9 protein-coding genes are annotated in these 18,657 nt (G+C 62.3%); 8 read left to right on the top strand and 1 reads right to left on the bottom strand.

Annotated elements, in window-relative coordinates; translation table 11 throughout:
- The first annotated feature begins 2 nt into the window (after positions 1–2).
- The 8 genes from J2X24_RS01520 (at position 3) to J2X24_RS01485 (ending at position 17,402) form a co-directional block, all read left to right on the top strand.
- A complete protein-coding gene (locus J2X24_RS01520) occupies positions 3–1,001 on the top strand; it encodes a glucokinase (protein ID WP_209715556.1) in 999 nt (332 codons plus the stop codon).
- A 176-nt stretch (positions 1,002–1,177) separates the two neighbouring features.
- Positions 1,178–1,807 carry a bifunctional 4-hydroxy-2-oxoglutarate aldolase/2-dehydro-3-deoxy-phosphogluconate aldolase gene (locus J2X24_RS01515; RefSeq protein WP_209715552.1) on the top strand — a complete coding sequence of 210 codons (630 nt, stop codon included), beginning with the start codon at positions 1,178–1,180 and terminating at the stop codon, positions 1,805–1,807.
- Between the two features lie 150 nt (positions 1,808–1,957).
- On the top strand, positions 1,958–3,037 hold the full coding sequence (locus tag J2X24_RS01510) for a LacI family DNA-binding transcriptional regulator (protein ID WP_310002367.1): 1,080 nt from the start codon (positions 1,958–1,960) through the stop codon (positions 3,035–3,037).
- 629 nt (positions 3,038–3,666) lie between these two features.
- Positions 3,667–6,213 carry a glycoside hydrolase family 3 protein gene (locus tag J2X24_RS01505; protein ID WP_404977810.1) on the top strand — a complete coding sequence of 849 codons (2,547 nt, stop codon included), beginning with the start codon at positions 3,667–3,669 and terminating at the stop codon, positions 6,211–6,213.
- Between the two features lie 250 nt (positions 6,214–6,463).
- On the top strand, positions 6,464–7,474 hold the full coding sequence (locus J2X24_RS01500) for a Kelch repeat-containing protein (RefSeq protein ID WP_209715549.1): 1,011 nt from the start codon (positions 6,464–6,466) through the stop codon (positions 7,472–7,474).
- 112 nt (positions 7,475–7,586) lie between these two features.
- A complete protein-coding gene (locus tag J2X24_RS01495; protein WP_209715546.1) occupies positions 7,587–9,191 on the top strand; it encodes a sodium:solute symporter family transporter in 1,605 nt (534 codons plus the stop codon).
- A 215-nt stretch (positions 9,192–9,406) separates the two neighbouring features.
- Positions 9,407–15,142, top strand: a complete 5,736-nt coding sequence (locus tag J2X24_RS01490) for a HAMP domain-containing protein (protein ID WP_209715543.1) — start codon at positions 9,407–9,409, stop codon at positions 15,140–15,142.
- A gap of 181 nt (positions 15,143–15,323) precedes the next feature.
- On the top strand, positions 15,324–17,402 hold the full coding sequence (locus tag J2X24_RS01485) for a response regulator (RefSeq protein ID WP_209715540.1): 2,079 nt from the start codon (positions 15,324–15,326) through the stop codon (positions 17,400–17,402).
- 210 nt (positions 17,403–17,612) lie between these two features.
- On the opposite strand, the gene J2X24_RS01480 is transcribed toward J2X24_RS01485, so the two are convergent.
- Positions 17,613–18,590 (bottom strand): SDR family oxidoreductase, encoded by a 978-nt coding sequence (locus J2X24_RS01480; protein ID WP_209715537.1) that lies wholly within the window; start codon positions 18,588–18,590, stop codon positions 17,613–17,615.
- Positions 18,591–18,657 lie beyond the last annotated feature (67 nt).

Genomic DNA, 18,657 nt, shown 5'->3' with positions numbered 1-18,657 from the left:
TAATGACAGCTCAATCAGGAATTTCTGGCCGCACGCTGCGCGGTCTGGTCGGTGACATCGGCGGCACCAATGCGCGTTTCGCCGTGGCCGAACGGACGGACGGCAAGACGACTTTGTCCAGTTTCAAGTCGCTGGAATGCGGCGACTATCCGGACGTCTATGAGGCGCTCAAGGCCTATTTCGGCATGATCGGCGGCCGTCCGGCGCTCGACTATGCCTGCGTGGCGGTTGCCGGTCCGGTCAAGGATGGCCGGATCAAGTTCACCAATCTCAGCTGGATCATCGAGGAGCGGCTGCTGGCCGAATCCGTCGGCGCCCCCAAGGCACGCCTGATCAACGACTATGCCGGCCTGGCCTTTGCCTTGCCGCACCTGTCGGATCAGGACGTCAAGACGATCGGGCCGGTGACGCAAGGCTTCGGCAATGTCCACGCCGTCATGGGGGCAGGGACGGGCTTCGGCGCTTCGGTGCTGGTCGGCGGCGCATATGGCCCGTACTGCCTGTCGACCGAAAGCGGTCATATCAGCTGGGCCCCCGTCAACGACTACGAAGCCGAGATCCAGCGCTTCCTGCGCAAGAAGTACGGTCGCGTCACGGTCGAGATGCTGCTGTCGGGCCCGGGCCTGGTCAACCTCTACCAGGCCATCTGCTCGATCCGCGGCGAGGGCTGCGAGCCGTTGACGCCCGCGCAGATCACCCATCTGGAAGGCGAGGACGCGACCGGTAGCCGCTATACGGTTGAGGCGTTCCTCGACATCATGGCCAGCGTCTGCGGCGACCTTGCCCTGGCGCACGGCGCGACGTCCGGCATGTTCATGGCCGGTGGTATCGCACCGCGCCTGATCAAGCATATCGACGAACTGCGCTTCCGCGCCCGCATGGAGGCCAAGCAGCCGATGGTGCATCTGGTGTCGGCCATTCCGTCGCGCATCATCATCCATCCGTATGCGGCCTTGCTGGGCTCGGCAAATGCGCTTACTGACAACGAGATAACGGGCTGAACCATTCCTTCCTTCCCCGTTTACGGGGAAGGTGGCATCGCCGGAGGCGATGACGGAAGGGGGAAGGCCATAGAAACAAATCGGGAGCGGATAATCCCCCTCCCACCACTTCGTGGTCCCCCCTCCCCGTAAACGGGGAGGGAATAAATTGACCCGATCAGGCTAAGGAAACGACCATGTCCCAGAACAACAAAGTCCAGAAATATATGACCATGGGCCCTGTGCTGCCGGTCATGGTCATCTCGAAAATCGAACACGCCGTGCCGCTGGCCCAGTCGCTGATCAATGGCGGCATCAAGGTGCTGGAAATCACGCTGCGCACCGACTGCGCGCTCGACGCCATCAAGCTGATCAGCGAGGAATGCCCGGAAGCCGTCGTCGGCGCCGGCACCGTGCTGACGCCCAAGGACGCCGAAAAGGCCGCCAAGGCCGGCGCGCAGTTCGCCGTGTCGCCGGGCCTGACCAAGGCGTTGGCGCATCAGGACGCGCTGCCTTTGCTGCCGGGTGTAGCGACCTCGTCCGAAGTCATGCAGGCCATGGAATGGGACTTCACCTACCTGAAGTTCTTCCCAGCCGTGCCGGCTGGCGGTGTCAACTACCTCAAGGGCATCGGCGGCCCGCTGCCGCAGGCGAAGTTCTGTCCGACCGGCGGGGTCGATGTGAAGAACGCGGCCGATTTCCTGGCCCTGCCGAACGTCCTGTGCGTCGGCGGCTCGTGGGTCGCCCCAGCCAAGGCGATGGAAGAGGGCAACTGGGCCGAGATCACCCGTCTGGCGGCCGAAGCTGTGTCGACCTTCGGCAAATAAAGCCTTAAGACTTGCGTGGGCATTCTCCGGCTGCACGACAAAAAAGATCAAGGCAGGGTGGAAAGCGTTTCCAAATACTCATGCTATTGACAAATTTGCACAGGTGAAGAAAGTTTTGCCAGTAATCGGCGGATATTGGAACGGCATTCAGTGAATCAAACCAAGGCTCTCCCGGAAGGCACGGCGCCCGCTCCGGGCATTGCGGGTGCCATTTCGACCATCAATGACGTGGCGCGTCTGGCCGGTGTATCGATCAAGACCGTTTCGCGCGTCATGAATGATGAGCCGAACGTGCGCGAGGAAACGCGCGCCAAGGTCAAGCAAGCCGCCGACGTCCTGCATTATCGTCCGAACCTGCTGGCCCGGTCTCTGGCCGGTGCGCGCAGCTTTCTGCTGGGCCTGCTCTATCACAACCCCGTGCCGACCTACATCATGCAGATGCACCACGGCGTGGTGAAGCGTTGCCGGGAAAGCAACTACCATCTGCTGGCCGAGCCGCAGGACCTGACAAGCGGCGAGGTCGAAAAGTCGATCGCCAACCTGCTGTCTACCATCCGCCTCGATGGCGTCATTCTGACCCCGCCCTTGTGCGACATGGCCGTGGTGCTGCAGACGGTCGAGGCCGCCAATGTGCCCTATGTCCGCATCGCTCCGTTTCTTTATCCCGGCCGCACGGCGACGGTCCGCATGGACGAGGCGCGCGCCGCCTATGAGATGACGCAGTATCTGCTGAACATGGGGCATCGCGACATCGGCTTTGTCATGGGGCACCCGGAACACGGCGGCACGCACCTGCGCTACAAAGGGTTCATGAGCGCCATGCGTGACGCGGGCGTCGAACCTAGGCCTGAATGGATCAAGCAGGGTTATTTCAGTTTCGAATCCGGCGTCGATGTCGGCAACGCCTTCTTCGCGGATGGGCAGGCCAGGCCGACCGCCATCTTTTCTTCGAACGACGACATGGCGTTCGGCATGATGAGCGTGGCGCAGCGCCTCGGCATCCGCATTCCCGATGACCTGTCGATTGTCGGTTTCGACGACACGCCTGGCTGCGAGCTGATCTGGCCGCACCTGACGACGATCCGTCAGCCGGTAACCGACATGGCCTTCGCGGCAGCGGATATCCTGCTGGAGCGGAATAACGCCGACGAGGACGCGCCGCCATTCAGCAGCATCGTCCGCGAACTGCCGTTCACGCTGATCGAACGGGATTCCGTCCGGAAGTTGTAGTCATCTCCGCTATCAATAAACAGAAGCCTCCGAGCCTTTTAGGCGAGGCGAGGGCGACCGCCCGCGCACTTTTGCGCGAGCCCCGCGGCACTTGAGCGGCAAAAAACATAAAAAAAACCCGATGAACCGGAGTTCATCGGGGTTAAAGGCCAGTGCCTTCCAAATAATGCCACATTTAAGAAGGCGCTTTAAAACCGCACGCTGACTGGCATGAAAAAGGGAAAGAGCCAGGCACCGCCGTTTTAAAGAGAAACCTCGTTCCGTCAAAACTGACGCAAAGAGGAAACAGGGTAGATTCCATATATTGATATCTGACAACGCTGTCAAATAAATAATGAAACCAAAAATATTTTTCTTCGGGAAAACAGCGTTATGCCTTATTTTATAAGGAAACGGTTAAAGCAATCGACTTGACGGCGGTTGATAGCGCTGTCAATAATCCGCGCGGAAGAACCGGAGCTATAAAATCATCCGGAACAGGCGCAGGGTGGCCGCGGTTGCAGGTTGTTGACCTCGACTGACGGCTGCGATCAAACTGAATAATAACACTGGATTACAGCGGGAGCACTATGTCCTTCACACGTCACGCCTTCGGGCCGGCCACTATGCGCAAGTCGCGCACTCTGAAAATGACGCTGAAGTCGGGATTGGGCATTGCGCTCGTCCTGGCCCTGGGCATGGTCGGCGCCGCCGAAGCGAAGAAGGCCAAGAAGCCGGCGGCCAAACCCGCCGCGGCCGAAGAGGTCATCACCGTCGATCCGGCGTGGCCGGCCGTCGAGGATGCCGGTATCGTCGACGCCAAGACTGAAAAGCGCATCGACGAGATCATGGCGCAGATGACGCTGGAAGAGAAGGTCGGCCAGACCATCCAGGCCGACATCAACTTCATCAAGCCGGATGAGCTGAAGGAGTATCCGCTGGGTTCGATCCTGGCCGGCGGCAACTCGTCGCCGAAGCAGAACGAGCGCGCCTCCCCGGAAGAGTGGCTGCAACTGGCCGACGACTACTGGCGCGCCAATGACGCGCGCAAGACCAAGGTGCGCATTCCGCTTTTGTTCGGCATCGACGCCGTCCACGGCCACGCCAACATGGTCGGCGCCATCGTCTTCCCGCACAATGTCGGCCTGGGCGCCGCCCACAATCCGGACCTGATCGAAAAGATCGGCGAAGTTACCGCCAAGGAAATGTCGCTGGCCGGTGTCGACTGGACCTTCGCCCCGACCGTGGCCGTGCCGCGCGACAAGCGCTGGGGCCGCGCCTATGAAGGCTATTCCGAAAACCCGGCCGATGTCGCCGCCTATTCCGGCCGCATGGTCGAGGGCCTGCAAGGCGATGACGGCGGCCGCAACGGCATCAAGCCGGGCCGCATCATGTCGACCGCCAAGCACTATCTTGGCGATGGCGGCACCAAGGACGGCAAGGACCAGGGCGACGCGATCATCAGCGAAGCCGAGCTGGTCAACATCCACAATGCCGGCTATCCGCCCGCCATCAAGGCCGGCGCCCTGTCGGTCATGGTCTCCTTCTCGTCGTGGAACGGCCAGAAGCTGACCGGCTCCAAGCACATCATCACCGGCGCCCTCAAGCAGCGCATGGGCTTTGACGGTTTCGCCGTCACCGACTGGAACGCGCAGGGCCAGGTGCCGGGCTGCACCAACGAAAGCTGCCCGATCGCCATGAATGCCGGCGTCGACATGTTCATGGCGCCCGACAGCTGGAAGGGCCTGTACAAGAACACCCTGGCCCAGGTGAAGGACGGCACCATTCCGATGGCGCGTCTCGACGACGCCGTGCGCCGTATCCTGCGCGCCAAGATCAAGGGGGGGCTGTTCGAGCTGGAAGCCCCGAAGGACCGTCCGCTGGCCGGCAAGTGGGACCAACTGGGTTCGGCCGACAGCCGCGCCGTGGCCCGTCAGGCCGTGCGTGAATCGCTGGTCCTGATCAAGAACCAGGGCGGGGTCCTGCCGCTGAAGGCCAACGCCCGTATTCTGGTCACGGGTGACGGCGCCGACAATATCGGCAAGCAGTCCGGCGGCTGGACGATCACCTGGCAGGGCACCGGCAATTCGAATGCCGACTTCCCGAACGGCCAGTCGATCTATGGCGGTATCGCCGATGCCGTGAAGGCAGCCGGCGGCACGGCCTCGCTGAGCGTCGGCGGCGTCTACAAGGAAAAGCCGGATGTGGCCATCGTCGTCATCGGCGAAGACCCTTACGCCGAATTCCAGGGCGACCGCGCCAATCTGGGCTACAAGACCGGCGACAGCAGCGAACTTGACATGATCAAGAAGCTGAAGGCCGAGGGCATCAAGGTGGTGACGGTCTTCCTGTCGGGCCGCCCGATGTGGACCAACCCCTACATCAATGCGTCCGACGCCTTTGTCGCCGCATTCCTGCCGGGCTCCGAAGGCGGCGGCGTGGCCGACGTTCTGGTCGGCGACACCAACAAGCAGCCACGCAACGACTTCAAGGGCAAGCTGACCTTCTCGTGGCCCAAGAAGGCCAACCAGGGTCCGCTCAATGTTGGCACGCCCGGCTATGACCCACAGTTCGCCTATGGCTACGGCCTGACCTATAAGGACAAGGGCGATGTCGCGCCACTGTCTGAAGACTCGGGCCTCGGCAACGAAGCCGTGGTCAATGTCGATACCTATTTTGCCGCCGGCCGCGTCAAGGCGCCGTGGAAGCTGCAACTGGCGGACATGAACGGCGTGGCCGACGGGGATCTCGCGACCTTCTCCAGCCCCGGCGGTATGGTCACGCAGTCGGCTGTCGATGCCAACAACCAGCAGGAAGCCGGCCGTTCGCTGGTCTTCAAGGGTAGAGGCCTGGCCGCCATTGTCGGCGAGCCGGTCAACCTGACGCGCCAGACGACGGGCAAGATGACGGTCGGCATTCGCTACCGTCTAGATGCGCCGGTCCAGGGGCCGGTCATCATGGCCATGGGCCACAGCCTGAACGTCCTGCAGACGGTCGATATCTCCAAGGCGTTGACCGCTCCGGTCGGCGAATGGAAAACGCTGAAGATCACGCTCGACTGCTTCGTCGCCGCGGGCCAGGACATGAACGCCGTGTCGATCCCGTTCGCCATCGGTTCGGAAAAGCCGCTGTCGATCAGCTATTCCAGCATCAAGCTGGAGTCGGACGAGGGCGACGCGACCTGCCCGGCGCGGTAATCTGAAGTCAGACTCAGCTATAAAAATCCCCGTCCGGGCCACGCGTCCTGGCGGGGATTTTGCTTTGTTCTGCAAAGGTCATATATAAATTGTAATCCATTACACTCTGTGCATCATGCCGGCGACGAACTCGATCGGTATGATTTTAAATGGAAACATCATACCGATCTAAGTTTTTGTTTTGTCGCGATATTTAAGGCGAAAACCGCTTACACTTTTCGCCATATCGCTCTAGCCCCGGAGCTCAGCCATGACCAGGTCCTTCCCCCAAATTCTTACCCGCCGGACCCTGGGGCTCGGGCTTCTGGCCGCCGCCCTGCTCGCCGGAGCCGCCGCACCTTCGTTCAGCGAAGCGCCCAACTGGACGCAGGTCGCAGGCGAGGGCGCGCCGGCCGCGCGCCATGAAAGCGCCGCCGCGGCACTTGATGGCCGTATCTATATCATTGGCGGCCGGGGCGAGCGTCCGCTCGACATCTATGACAGCAAGACCGGCAAGTGGACGAAGGGCGCGCAGCCGCCCTTCGAGATGAATCACATGCAGGCCGTGGCCCATGAAGGCAAGATCTACATTATCGGCGCCCTTAAGGGCCCGTTCCCCGAAGAGCAGATTGTCCCGCGCGTCCAGGTCTATGACCCTCAAGTCAACCAGTGGAGCGAAGGCGCCGAAATTCCTGCCGATCGTCGTCGTGGCGGCGCCGGACTGGTGGTGCATAACGGGCTGTTTTACCTGATCGGCGGTAATGCCCGCGGGCACAATTCCGGCTTCGTGGCGTGGACCGACAGCTTCAATCCGGCGACGGGTGAGTGGAAGGCCCTGGCCGATGCGCCGCGACCGCGCGACCATTTCCATGCCGCAGTGCTGGACGGGAAGATCTACGCCGCAGGTGGCCGCCGCAGCGCCTTCGACGCCGGCAAGCCGATGGAACTGACCATTACTGAGATGGACGTCTACGATATCGCCTCCAACAGTTGGACGACGGCGGCCGCGCCCTTGCCGACGCCCCGCGCCGGGTCTTCGGCCGTTGTCCGCGGCGGGAAGATCGTCGTCATGGGTGGCGAAAGCGGCCGTCAGGTCGCGGGCCACGCCGAGGTCGAGGCTTTCGATCCAAAGACCGGCGCGTGGACCGCCTTGCCACCCCTGCCGGTCGGACGGCATGGCTTCCAGGCTGTTGATATCAAAGGCAATATCCACGTCATCGCCGGCAGCGGCAACCGTGGCGGCGGGCCCGAGCTCGCCGACCACTGGGCTTTGAACAGATAAGCCGGCCGCATAACTCCGCTATCGCAGGATTGATTCTGCTGCTAGCCTGTGATTAAGTCATGCTAATTGTATGATATATCGGCCCGCTAAAAGAGGCCGGGGGAACGGGAACATGCCTGATTTAAAACACTTACTGCCGGCGCACAGCTTTCTCTCCAGCATCGACATCTGGATCGTGCTCTTCTATGCCGTCGCCATCTTCATTCTGGCTCAGGTCGTCTCGCGCCGCAAAGCCGGCGAGGAGAAGTCGTCCAAGGGCTACTTCCTGGCTAACAACCAGCTGCCGTGGTGGGCCATTGGCGCCTCGCTGATCGCCGCCAACATCTCGGCCGAACAGATCGTCGGCATGTCGGGATCGGGCTACAAGATCGGCCTGGCCATCGCGTCGTATGAATGGATGGCGGCGATCACGCTGATCATCGTCGGCAAGTACTTCCTGCCGGTCTTCCTGCGCAATGGCGTCATGACCATGCCGGGCTTCCTCGAGCAGCGCTTTGGACCCAGCGTGAAGTACCTGATGGCGGTCTTCTGGCTGATCCTCTACGTCTTCGTCAACCTGACCTCGATCCTGTGGCTGGGGGCGACGGCGGTAGTGACCGTGACGGGCCTCGATCCCTTCTGGGTGCTGGCCGGCTTAGGCGTCTTTGCCCTGCTGTATCAACTGACCGGCGGCCTCAAGGCCGTGGCCATGACCGATATCGTCCAGGTGACCCTGCTGGTGCTGGGTGGCCTGATCATCACCGGCCTGACCCTGACCAAGATTGGCGGAACGCAGGACCTGGCGGGCTTTGTCGCCGGTTTCAACCGGCTGCACACCGAGTTCCCGGACCACTTCAAGATGATCCTGGATGAGGCGTCGCCGCACTATAAGGAACTGCCGGGTCTGGCGGTCATCCTGGGCGGCATGTGGATCATGAACATCTCGTACTGGGGCTTCAACCAGTACATCATCCAGCGCGCCCTGGCCGCCAAGGACCTGCCCGAAGCGCAGAAGGGTATTGCCTTTGCCGCCTATCTCAAGCTCCTGATGCCGCTGATCGTCGTCGTGCCTGGCCTGGCCGCCCTGGTGCTGGCGCCCGACCTGGCCCGTCCGGACCAGGCCTATCCCAGCATGATGACGCTCTTGCCATCCGGCCTGCTGGGGCTGGTCTTCGTCGCCCTGACCTTCGCGGTCATCGCCTCGACGGCGTCCAAGATCAACTCGATCGCCACCATCTTCACCCTGGACATCGTGGCGCCACTCAAGCGCGACATTCCGGATACCCAACTGGTCACGATCGGTCAGGTCGCGGCGCTGGTGTCGGTCATCATCGCCATCTTCACGGCCGAGCCGCTGCTGGGCAAGTGGGACCAGGCCTTCCAGTACATCCAGAACTTCACCGGCTATTTCACCCCGGGCATCGTGGTGATCTTCGCGCTGGGCATGTTCTGGAAGCGCTGTTCGACCGCGGGCGCCTTCGCCACCATCATCGGCGGCGTCATCATGTCAGCCATGTGGTCCTATTTCGATCCCGAATATCCGTTCATGAACCGGGTCGGCTGGGTCTTCGTCGCCTCGACCGTGTTGTGCGTACTGGTATCGCTGGTCCTGCCCAACAAGCGCGAGGTCTCGACCCTGACGCTGGACGGCGTGAACTTCAAGACTTCGCCGACCTTCAACGTGCTGGCGGTCGGCGTCATCGCCATCCTGGTCGGGCTATACGCCTGGTTCTGGTAATCGCTTTACTGGCAAGCGCGTAAAGCAAGAAAAGGAGCCCGGCCCTTGCGCCGGGCTTCTTTAAATACGGTCGTGGCATTTAACCGCTGGTTAGCCCCCTTACGGGTTCCTTATTTTTCTCTTTGAAAACCTCATCGCCCTTTTATCGGGTCGGGCACATTCCTGAAGGGTACGGCGGGGTGAGCCGGGGCCAGAGTTTTTTCAGAGCAAAACACATGTTGGATGCCGCCTTCGAGGTTGCTGATGAGCCCGTCAGTGCAGGAGGCGAACTCAACGCACTCCTCCACGCTTTGAACGCCCTGCGCAAGGGCCAGTCCGATGTCCGCCTGCCGGCCGACTGGACCGGTATCGCCGGCAAGGTCGCCGACGCCTTCAACGAAGTCGTCGAGATGAACGAGCGCATGGCGTCGGAACTGGGGCGTCTGTCCAAGTCCGTTGGTAAGGAAGGCCGGCTCAGCCAGCGGCTCAATCTTGGCCATGTGTCCGGCTTCTGGCAGGACTCGGTTGAGTCGGTGAACGACCTGATCGACGACCTGGTGCATCCAACGACCGAAACCGCGCGCGTCATCGGCGCGGTGGCCCAGGGCGACCTGTCGAAGACCATGGCGCTGAAGATCGACGACCGGCCGCTGCAGGGTGAATTCCTGCGTACCGCCAAGACGATCAACACCATGGTGGATCAGCTGGGTTCGTTCGCCGCCGAAGTGACGCGGGTGGCGCGGGAAGTGGGTACCGAAGGCAAGCTGGGTGGCCAGGCCAAGGTGGAAGGCGTGTCGGGGACGTGGAAGGACCTGACCGACTCGGTGAACTCGATGGCCGGTAACCTGACCAGCCAGGTGCGGAACATCGCCGAAGTGACGACCGCCGTGGCCAATGGCGACCTGTCGAAAAAGATCACCGTCGATGTTAAGGGCGAAATCCTCGAGCTGAAGAACACCATCAACACCATGGTGGACCAGCTCCGGTCGTTCGCCTCGGAAGTGACGCGGGTGGCGCGCGAAGTCGGCACCGAAGGCAAGCTGGGCGGCCAGGCCAAGGTGGAAGGCGTGTCCGGGACGTGGAAGGATTTGACGGATTCCGTTAACTCGATGGCCGGTAACCTGACCTCACAGGTGCGGAACATCGCCCAGGTGACGACGGCCGTGGCAAACGGCGACCTGTCGCGCAAGATTACCGTCGACGTTAAAGGCGAAATCCTTGAGCTGAAGGACACGGTCAACGCCATGGTGGACCAGCTCAACTCGTTCGCCGCCGAAGTGACGCGGGTGGCGCGCGAAGTGGGTACCGAAGGCAAGCTGGGTGGCCAGGCCGAGGTGCGCGGCGTGGCCGGAACGTGGAAGGACCTGACCGACTCGGTGAACATGATGGCCGGTAACCTGACGGGCCAGGTGCGGAACATCGCCGACGTGACGACCGCGGTGGCCAATGGCGACCTGTCGAAAAAGATTACCGTGGACGTCAAGGGCGAAATCCTTGAGCTGAAGGACACGGTCAACGCCATGGTGGACCAGCTCAACTCGTTCGCCGCCGAAGTTACGCGGGTGGCGCGGGAAGTGGGTACCGAAGGCAAGCTGGGCGGCCAGGCCGAGGTGAAGGGCGTCGCCGGTACGTGGAAGGACCTGACCGACTCGGTGAACTCGATGGCCGGTAACCTGACGGGGCAGGTGCGTAACATCGCTGACGTTACCAAGGCCGTGGCGGCAGGTGACTTGTCCAAGAAGATCACCGTGGACGTGAAGGGCGAAATTCTCGAACTGAAAAACACCGTCAACACCATGGTGGACCAGCTGTCGTCGTTTGCGTCGGAAGTGACGCGGGTGGCGCGGGAAGTGGGTACCGAAGGCAAGCTGGGCGGTCAGGCCGAGGTGAAGGGCGTCGCCGGCACGTGGAAGGACCTGACTGACTCGGTGAACATGATGGCCGGCAACCTCACTGGCCAGGTACGTAACATCGCCGACGTGACCAAGGCCGTGGCCGCGGGTGACCTGTCCAAGAAAATCACTGTGGACGTGAAGGGCGAAATCCTTGAACTGAAAGACACCATCAACGCCATGGTGGACCAGCTGAACGCCTTCGCGTCGGAAGTGACGCGGGTGGCGCGGGAAGTGGGTACCGAAGGCAAGCTGGGCGGCCAGGCCAAGGTGGAAGGCGTTAGCGGCACCTGGAAGGACCTGACCGACTCGGTGAACTCGATGGCGTCGAACCTGACGGCCCAGGTGCGGAATATCGCCGACGTGACGACCGCCATCGCCAATGGCGAGCTGAAGCGCAAGATTACCGTCGACGTGAAGGGCGAAATTCTTGAGCTGAAAGACACCATCAACACCATGGTCGATCAGCTGTCGTCGTTTGCGTCGGAAGTGACGCGGGTGGCGCGCGAAGTCGGCACCGAAGGCAAGCTGGGCGGCCAGGCCGACGTGCAGGGTGTCGCCGGTACATGGAAGGACCTGACCGACTCGGTGAACTCGATGGCCGGTAACCTGACGGGTCAGGTGCGTAACATCGCCGACGTCACCAAGGCCGTGGCCGCGGGTGACCTGTCCAAAAAGATCACCGTAGACGTGAAGGGCGAGATCCTCGAACTGAAGAACACCGTCAACACCATGGTGGACCAACTTCGTTCATTCGCGTCGGAAGTGACGCGGGTGGCGCGCGAAGTGGGTACCGAAGGCAAGCTGGGTGGCCAGGCCAAGGTCGAGGGCGTGTCGGGGACGTGGAAGGACCTGACCGACTCGGTGAACATGATGGCCGACAACCTGACCAGCCAGGTGCGTGGCATCGCCAAGGTCGTGACCTCGGTCGCCAACGGCGAACTGAAGCGGAAGCTGACCGTGGAAGCCAAGGGCGAAATCGCCGAACTGGCCGACACCATCAACTCGATGATTGATACCCTCGCCACCTTCGCCGACCAGGTGACGACCGTGGCGCGCGAAGTCGGCGTCGAAGGCCAGTTGGGCGGCCAGGCCAAGGTGCCGGGTGCGTCGGGCACGTGGAAGGGCCTGACCGAGAACGTGAACCAGCTGGCGGCCAACCTGACGACCCAGGTGCGCGCCATCGCCGACGTGGCCACGGCCGTGACCAAGGGCGACCTGACGCGCTCGATCACCGTCGATGCCCAGGGCGAAGTCGCCGTCCTGAAGGACAATATCAACGAGATGATCAGGAACCTGCGCGACACGACGCAGAAGAATACCGAACAGGACTGGCTGAAGACCAACCTCGCCAAATTCTCGCGCATGCTTCAGGGCCAGCGCGACCTGACGAACGTCGGGCGCATGGTGCTGTCGGAACTCTGTCCGGTGGTCGGCGCCCAGCAGGCCGAATTCTACGTCATGGACAAGCGTGGCCAAAATTCCAAGCTGACCCTGCTGGCCAGCTTTGCCTCCAAGGGCACCAATGACCTCGGCAAGCAGATCGAGCTGGGTGAGGGCGTGCTGGGGCAATGCGCCGTCGAAAAGCGCAAGTTCCTGCTCAACGACCTGCCGGGCGACTACATGGTCGAGATCTCGTCGGGGTTAGGGTCGGCGCCGGCGCGCGCCGTCATGGTCCTGCCGCTGATCTTCGAAGGTGAGGCCAAGGGTGTGCTCGAACTGGCCTCGTTCGAAGGCTTCAACCCGTCGCACCAGGCGCTGCTCGATCAGTTGACCGAATCCATTGGTATCGTTCTGAACACCATCGACGCCAACATGCGGACCGAAGACCTGCTGACCCAGTCGCAGTCCCTGGCGCAACAGCTCCAGACCCGCCAGGAAGAACTGCAGCAGACCAACGAGGCGCTTCAGGAAAAAGCCCGCCTTCTGGCCCAGCAGAACCACGAGGTCGAACGCAAGAACTCCGAAGTCGAACAGGCGCGCCAGGAACTGGAAGACAAGGCCAAGCAGCTGGCTTTGACGTCGAAGTACAAGTCGGAATTCCTGGCCAACATGTCGCACGAACTGCGCACGCCGCTGAACTCGCTGCTCATCCTGTCGGACCAATTGACCAAGAACCCCGAGGGCAACCTGACGCCCAAGCAGACGGATTCGGCCAAGACCATCCATGCGTCCGGCACTGATCTTCTGATGCTCATCAACGACATCCTCGACCTGTCGAAGATCGAGTCGGGTACCGTGGTGGTGGAATCGGGCGAACTGCGCCTCGACGACCTCAATGGCTACGTCAAGCGTACCTTCAACCACATGGCGGAAAGCAAGAATATCGACTTCCAGGTCGGGTTCGACCAGCGCCTGCCGAAGTCGATCCATACCGACGCCAAGCGTCTGCAGCAGATCATCAAGAACCTGCTGTCCAACGCGTTCAAGTTCACCCATCACGGCAAGGTCACCCTGTCGGTCGAGCCGGTCATCAACGGCTGGTCCTACGACAACGAGGATCTGAACCGCGCGCCGGAAGTCCTGGCCTTCTCGGTCACCGACACCGGCATCGGCATTGCCGCCGACAAGCAGATGATCATCTTCGAAGCCTTCCAGCAGGCCGACGGCTCGACCTCGCGCAAGTATGGCGGCACGGGCCTCGGTCTCGCCATCTCGCGCGAACTGGCGCGTCTCCTGGGCGGCGAAATCAAGCTGCAATCGGTGCCGGGCCGTGGCTCGACCTTTGTGCTCTACCTGCCGGCGGTCTATGCCCAGCGGCCGCGCAAGGGCCTGTCCGAGGCCATGATGCGCCTGGATGTGCCGGCGGTGGCCAAGATGCCGATGCCGGAGACGGATCTGGCCGCCATCACGGCCGACGAGCCGGCGGCGGTGAACGAGGTCGGCGACGACCGGGCCTTCATCCAGCCGGGCGATTCCGTCATGCTGATCGTCGAGAACGACCTGGGCTTTGCCCGCTTCCTGCTCGATGCGGCGCGCGCGCGCGGCTTCAAGGGGCTGGTGACGTCGCTGGGCGCCTCGGCGCTGGCCATGACGCACGATCATTCGCCCGATTGCATCCTGCTCGATATCCACCTGCCGGACATGCAGGGCTGGCGCGTCATGGAACGGCTCAAGGCCGACATGGCCACCCGCCACATCCCCATCTGCATCATCTCGACGGACGAATCGCGCGACCGGGCCCTGACGTCCGGGGCGCTGACCTTCGTCGCCAAGCCGATCCAGAACCACGAACTGGTTGATCAGCTGATGCAGTCGCTGAAGGGCTATATCAACCGGCGGTCGCGCAGCGTCATCGTCGTCGAACCCGACGCTACGCGCCGCGACCAGATCGTCCAGCCGCTGAAGATGGACGGCATCGAGGTCCTGCCGGTCGCCAATGGCGCGGCGGCCCTGAAGCGCATGCGCAAGAGCCCGGTGGACAGTATCCTGTTGTCGGGGGCAGCCCCCGAGGTCGTCACCGACCTGCTGGAGCAGGGCGAGGCGGCGGATACGATTACCGGCCGCATGCCGGTCATCCTGTTCGGCGATCCAGGTGTGGACGAAAGCGCGCTCAAGCGGCTGTCGGCGCTCTATCCGGTATCGACCGTACAGTCGACCGACCGCCTGCTCGATGTGCTGACCCTGCACCTGCACCGCCGTGTCGACAGCCTGCCCGGCGAGGCGCAGGCGACGCTCAGCGACCTGCACGAGTCGAACAAGCTGCTGGTCGGCAAGAAGGTACTGATTGTCGATGACGACGCCCGCAACATCTTCGCTCTGACCAGCGTGCTGGAAGAGCACGAGATGGACATCCTGTCGGCCGACAACGGCCGCGACGCCATCAACATCCTGATGGAGGATCCGGACGTTGATATCGTGCTGATGGACATCATGATGCCCGAAATGGATGGCATGGAAACCATTCAGGAAATCCGCAAGGTGTCGCGCCTCAAGAACCTTCCCATCGTCGCCGTGACCGCCAAAGCCATGAAGGGCGACCGTGAGAAGTGCATCGAGGCGGGGGCATGGGATTATCTGTCCAAGCCCGTGGATTCCGAGCAGATGATCAAGGTCCTGCGCGCCTGGCTGCATCGCTAGTGTCCTGATTCTGAAATTCGCGCGCATTTGATATCGGCCTCAGGCGAATTTCAGAATCAAAAGGACACTCATAAATTCTAGTGTCGTTCTCGATTTCGAAGTTCGTTTCGGAGGGCGATATCAAAATCGTACGAACTTCGAAATCACGACACTAGGTCGCCCATTGGAACAGAATAATTTTATGAGGAAACCGAAAGCCAGCGCCCCCGCAAACGATTCCGCTCCGGTCGAGGACGAGGCGCCGCGCGAGTACATCCTGCTGGTGGATGACCGGCCGGCCAACCTGATGGTCTACAAGTCCATCCTGGAAGAGCTCGGCCAGACCATGATCACCGCGTCTTCGGGGGAAGAAGCGCTGAAACTGGTGCTCAAGCACGACTTCGCGGTCATCCTGCTCGACGTCAACATGCCGACCATGAACGGCTTCGAGACGGCGAACCTGATCCGCAAGCGGCGCAAGTCGGCATCGACGCCGATCATCTTCCTGACCGCCTTCAACGACGAGATGAACATCATCCAGGGCTATGCCTCGGGCGCGGTGGACTTCATGCCGACGCCCGTCATTCCCGAGGTGCTGATCGCCAAGGTGCGCGTCTTCATCGAGCTGTCGCAGATGCGCCGCCAGGCGGCGATGCAGGCCGAGGAACGGGCGCGGCGCAAGGCGGCCGAAGAGGCCGCCCAGAGTTTTGCCTTCCTGGCGCGCGTCTCAGAAGGCCTGTCGCGGTCGCAGAGCCGGGGCGACTTCATGCGCGCACTGGTGCGCCTGCCCGTGCCTGACATCGCCGATGCGGCGCTGGTCTGGTTCAAGCGCGAGGGCCAGCCGGACCGCATCGAATGGGCCGAAAGCGACGGCCGCATGACCGCCAGTCCGCCGGTGCTCGACCGGCTGGAACCTTCGGTCAACCGCGCCATTACCGAAAACCGGCCGCTTTTGTTCAGCGACGTCGTGGGCGGCAAGCTGGCCTATGGCCAGATACTGCCCCTGACCGTACAGGGCGAAACGCATGGCGTGCTGGTGCTGGGTTCGCGTACCCCCCAGACTGAGATCAGTCCGCTGGCCAGCGACGTCGCCCACCGCGCCGGCGTGGCGCTGGAAAACGTCATGCTGATGGAGCGCATCCGGGAGGCCGATCGCCGCAAGGACGAGTTCCTTGGGATGCTGGCGCACGAACTGCGCAATCCGCTGGGGCCGATCGTCAACTGTCTGCAACTGCAGAAGATGCTGCCGCCGGGGGATCCGCGCGGCACGGCGATCCGCGACACCATGGACCGGCAGGTCAAGCATATGGGCCGGCTGATCGACGACCTGCTCGACGCGACGCGCCTGGCGCACGGCAAGATCCTGCTGCGCACCGAACGCTGCGACCTTAACCAGATCATTCGCCAGACCGCGGCCGACTATAAGAGCCTGACCGATGCCAGCGGTGTCGCGCTCAGCGTGCATACGCCTGAAGAAGCGGTCTGGGTCGAAGGCGATCCCACGCGCCTGCTCCAGGTCGTCGGCAACCTGCTGCATAACGCCAACAAGTTCAGCCACGCCAACGGCGTCATCACCCTGTCGGTCGAAGCGAATGGCGCCACGGCGCGGGTCAGCGTTTCCGACACCGGCATCGGCATCGAGCCCAACATGCTGGGTCAGGTGTTCGATGTCTTCCGCCAGGCCGAACAGGGACTCGACCGTTCGCGCGGCGGGCTGGGGTTGGGGCTGGCGCTGGTCAAGGGGCTGGTCGCGCTTCATAGCGGCTCGGTCGAGGCGCGCAGCGAGGGGCTTAATCGCGGCGCCGAGTTCCGCATCACCCTGCCTCTGGCCGTGCCGGCGGAAGAACCCACGGCGCCGGCTCCGGCGGCGAATACGGTGGCCGAGCCGCTGCGCATCCTGCTGATCGAGGACAATGTCGATGCCGCCGAAAGCGCGCGCATGCTGCTGGGGCATGACGGCCACGAGATCGACATCGCCTTCGAGGCCGAAACAGGCCTGAGCAAGGCGCGCGCGTTTCTGCCGGACGTGATCCTGTGCGATATCGGCCTGCCGGGGATGGATGGCTATCAGGTCATCCAGAAGATCCGCGAGGACCATGAGATCGCCGAGACCTATGTCGTGGCGCTGACCGGCTATGGCCGCGATGCCGACCGCAAGCGCGCATTGGAGGCGGGCTTTAATCTGCACCTGACCAAGCCGATCGATTGGGCGACGCTGACGGCCGCGCTTGGCAAGGCGGATATGCGCAGAAGGCAAGCGCCGGATGCGGTGACGGCTTAAGAGGCCCCCACCACCACATCTCATTCGCTTCGCTCACTCGTGCGGTCCCCCTCCCCAAATCTATTGGATTTGGGGAGGCAGAAGTTTCGGCAATCTCCTTTTCCTTAATGCTGAGCTGTGGCGTGTCTCTCTCCTGCCTCCCCAAATCCAATAGATTTGGGGAGGGGGACCGCGCCCCGGAGGGGCGTGGTGGTGGGGCCTCTTTCTTGCTTAATACCCGCCAATGATCGGCAGTATCTCGCCAGTAATGTAGCTTCCCGTCTGCGGCGAGGCCAGAAACACATAGGCCGGGGCGATTTCCTCCGGCTGGGCCGGGCGCTTCATCGGCACCTTCTCGCCGAAGTGTGCGACCTGCGGCGCCTCCTTGTCGGCGGGGTTCAAAGGCGTCCATACCGGTCCTGGCGCTACACAGTTCACGCGGATGCCCTTCGGCAGCAGATGCCCCGACAATGAGCGAGTAAAGGCGTGGATGCCGCCTTTGGTCATCGAATAGTCGAGCAGCTCTTTTGACCCCTGGATGCCGGTGACCGAGCCGGTATTTATGATCGAACCGCCATACGGAATATGCTTCGCCGCCGCCTGGGCCATGTTGAAATAGCCATAGAGGTTGGTCTTAAGCGTCTTGTCGAAGTGTTCGGCGGTCAGGTCCTCGAAGGTCTGGACATGCAGTTGGAAGGCAGCGTTATTCACCAGGATATCGAGCTTGCCCAGTTCGTCGACGGTCTTCTGCACTGCCGCATAGGCAAAGGCGCGGTCCGACACATCGCCCGAAATGAGCAGGCAGCGGCGGCCCTCAGCCTCAACGGCGGCCCTGGTGTCTTCAGCGTCCTGATGTTCGCTCAGGTAAACGATGGCGATGTCCGCACCTTCGCGGGCATACAGCACCGCCACGGCGCGGCCGATGCCGGAATCGCCGCCAGTGATCAGCGCCACCTTGTCCAGCAGCTTGTCCGAACCCTTGTAATAGGGCGCGTCGTACATGGGTTTGATGGCCAGGTCGGCTTCGATGCCGGGCTTTTCAAGGTGCTGGCCCGTCAGGGGCGGCTCGGGATATTTGCGGGCCCCGGCCTGCAGGGCGCCGCCTTCGCTTTTGGGCTTGCCGCTTTCGCGCTGTTCGAGGTCGTCCTGGATGCGGCGGTGGTCTTCGGCGGTGGATTCCGCCTGCTGGCGATAGTCGAGCGGGGTCATGAAACTGTCCTGATATGCGCCCCGTAGCCAGGTGACGGTTAATGCCGGACCGCAGATCAAATTTCGA

Origin of the sequence: Asticcacaulis solisilvae (genome assembly GCF_017875235.1) — a bacterium.
In the GTDB taxonomy this organism is placed as follows: domain Bacteria; phylum Pseudomonadota; class Alphaproteobacteria; order Caulobacterales; family Caulobacteraceae; genus Asticcacaulis; species Asticcacaulis solisilvae_A.
Note: the sequence above shows the minus strand (reverse complement) of the source record. Positions and strands in the feature narration are given on the sequence as shown.